Source organism: Streptomyces sp. UH6 (assembly GCF_013421635.1).
GTDB classification, from domain to species: Bacteria; Actinomycetota; Actinomycetes; order Streptomycetales; family Streptomycetaceae; genus Streptomyces; species Streptomyces abyssomicinicus.
This window is the reverse complement of record NZ_JACADT010000771.1, coordinates 1-2,740: the sequence shown is the minus strand read 5'-3', so window position 1 is coordinate 2,740 and position 2,740 is coordinate 1. Positions and strand designations below refer to the sequence as shown.

The following is a 2,740-nucleotide window of genomic DNA, read 5'->3' as shown; positions in this document are numbered from 1 at the left end:
ACAGGCGGCGTGGGGTGCACGAGGACAGCGGTGAGGAGTGCCCGCCCGGCACACCGGCGGCAGCCGCCGCGCCGGACGTACCGCTCACCGCGAGACCACCGGCCGGCGGCCACCGGAGCAGGTACCCGGCCGGCCCCTGCCCCGCCGCCTCACTCGTCTCGTCCCGGTCGGTCCTACGACGTACCGCCGTGGCGCCCCTCGAGAGCACCCGCCCACGGCGCACGGCCATGGCGCACAGCCGTGGGCGCCCTCGGCGGCCCAGGATCCGTGGCGCCTTGTCAGGCGTCGGCGGCTTCACGGACGTTGGCGCGGACCCAGTCCACGACCGCCTGCGTCGGCGCGCCCGGCGTGAAGATCTCCGCCACACCCTTCTCCTTCAGCGGCGCGATGTCCGCCTCAGGGATGATGCCGCCGCCGAACACCAGGATGTCCGCCGCGTCCCGCTCCTTGAGCAGGTCGATCACCTTGGCGAACAACGTGTTGTGCGCGCCGGAGAGGATGGAGAGACCGATCGCGTCGGCGTCCTCCTGGATCGCGGTGTCCACGATCTGCTCGGGCGTCTGGTGGAGGCCCGTGTAGATGACCTCCATGCCCGCGTCGCGCAGCGCCCGCGCGATGACCTTGGCCCCGCGATCGTGACCGTCCAGGCCCGGCTTGGCCACCACCACACGGATCGGACCGACTGCCACACCCATCAACGCCTCCATCAACCGACTCAAGCCCGCCGCACCGGCCGGGGAAGTGAACGCACGTTATCCACAGCATCCCTCAGCCGTGGGTCTTCCGGTGGAGAGGGAGGGCGAAATCACACAGCGGCACCCGCTTCCCTCGCCGAAACGGCTCCACCGGCCCCGGCGGAGGCCTCGACACGCCGCTCCCACGCGCCACGGCCGAGCGCTCGGAGTGCCGCGAAAGGGCCGGTAGGCGTGACTGTGGCATACGCGAGAGGCCCCTTCACCCCGTATCCCGACGAAAACATCGAACGTTTGCCGAACACAGCCTCAAAGACACGCCCGAGGAGCCCCGAAAGAAGCCCTCCTGTCCCTTTGGTTCCCACAGACTGGCCGCCGAAGATTGTCCAGTCCGCATACCGCCGGGTACAGTCGCCGCACTGCTCTGGCAGCCCCTGTCGTCGAGGCGAAAGAGAAGTTGGTGGACGAGCGTCACCCGTCGGGGAGCATGACGACCCCGGCCCCGGCCTCCGACTCGACGTCGGCGCCCTATCCGGCGTACGGCACGTCCGAGGCCTATTACGCGGACTTCACCCAGTACGACGGCCAGGTCTCCCAGGACCACGGCACCGGTTCCTACGACACCGGTACCCAGCACGGCGGCGGATACGACACCGGCTCCTTCGACACCGGTTCGTACGCGAGCGGTTCCTACGACACCACCGGCTGGACCGACCCGTCGATGACCGCCCAGTACACCGGTGACGGCTACGGGCAGACGTCCTCCTACGACAGCGGCCAGTGGGACATGGGCTCCCAGTACGACGGGTACGCCGCCCAGTTCTACGCGGACCAGCACTACGCGGCCCAGGACACCGGCTCCTTCGACACCACCGCCTGGAACACCGCCGAGATCCCCGCGCAGGCAACCGACGGCCCGGACGGCGCCGGCGAGTGGAACTGGAACGGGCAGGACTCCGACACCGGCGCCTACGACGCCACGGCATGGAACTCCACGGAGGGCGACGACTCCCCCGCACGCGACGGTGAGGACGCCCACGAACGGCGCGGGTCCGCCGACGGTCGGCGTGAGGACGCGGACACCGCCGACCATGACGGTCCGAGAGGCCACGGCGACGAGGCCGACGACCGGCCCGGCTTCCTGGACGACCAGGGCGAGGTCCTCTCCCACACCTCCCGCTCCGCGGGTCGCGGCGGCCGCCGTCGCACCCCCGCCCGCCGCTCCGCCCTGCTGACCGTCGCGGTCCCCTCCGTCTGCGTGATGGGCGTGGCCGGCGTCGCCGCCGCCTCGGTGGGCGGCTCGGTCGAGGAGACCACCACCCAGGCCGCGTCGGACGCCCAGCCGGTGAAGCCCTCGGCCGCCAACGACAAGATCTCCGCCCAGTTCAGCGAAGTGACCGTCGCCGCCGCCGACTTCGGCGACCGCGCCAGCCGCGAGCAGGAGCGGATCGACCTCGAGGCACAGCGTGAGGCCGAGATCCGGAAGGCGGCGGAGGAAGCCGCCAAGAAGGAGCGGCTGCGCCCCAAGTTCGCCAGCCCGGTCGCCCAGCGCGGCCTCAGCGCCTACTACGGCGCCGCCGGCGTCAACTGGATGTCGGCGCACACCGGCATCGACTTCCCCGTCTCCTTCGGCACGCCGGTCATGGCGGCGACCGACGGCACCGTGCGCACCCAGATCAACGGTGCGTACGGCAACATGATGATCGTGACCGCCAAGGACGGCACGGAGACCTGGTACTGCCACCTCTCCGCGTACAAGCTGGCCGACGGCATGTCCGTGAAGGCCGGCGAGACGATCGCCTACTCGGGCAACTCGGGCAACTCCACCGGTCCTCACCTGCACTTCGAGGTGCGTCCGGGCGGCGGCGGAGCGGTCGACCCGCTCGCCTGGCTGCGCAGCCACGGCATCGACCCGACCTGATCCGATCCGGCCCAACTGGGACTCCGCACGACCCGACCGACCTGGCGAGCGCCTGCGAACACGGCTGCCCGGCCGACTGGGTCCGACCCGGCTCTGCCCGGCCGACCCGGCTCGCGCCGCCGACCTG

The 2,740-nt window shown here is 71.2% G+C and carries 2 protein-coding genes; one reads left to right on the top strand and one right to left on the bottom strand.

Annotated features, from left to right (window positions below; all coding sequences use genetic code 11):
- Positions 1-278: 278 nt before the first annotated feature.
- Entirely contained in the window at positions 279-695 is a 417-nt protein-coding gene (locus HW445_RS25575; protein ID WP_151771699.1) for a cobalamin B12-binding domain-containing protein, read from the bottom strand.
- 484 nt (positions 696-1,179) lie between these two features.
- Between HW445_RS25575 and HW445_RS25570 the strand changes: the two genes are divergently transcribed.
- Positions 1,180-2,613, top strand: a complete 1,434-nt coding sequence (locus tag HW445_RS25570) for a M23 family metallopeptidase (protein ID WP_257231282.1) — start codon at positions 1,180-1,182, stop codon at positions 2,611-2,613.
- The last annotated feature ends 127 nt before the right edge of the window (positions 2,614-2,740 follow it).

What these genes read in the sequence shown, in the direction of transcription:
- HW445_RS25575 (WP_151771699.1), bottom strand. Translation starts at nt 695, where the DNA reads ATGGGTGTGGCAGTCGGTCCGATCCGTGTGGTGGTGGCCAAGCCGGGC.
- HW445_RS25570 (WP_257231282.1), top strand. Translation starts at nt 1,180, where the DNA reads ATGACGACCCCGGCCCCGGCCTCCGACTCGACGTCGGCGCCCTATCCG.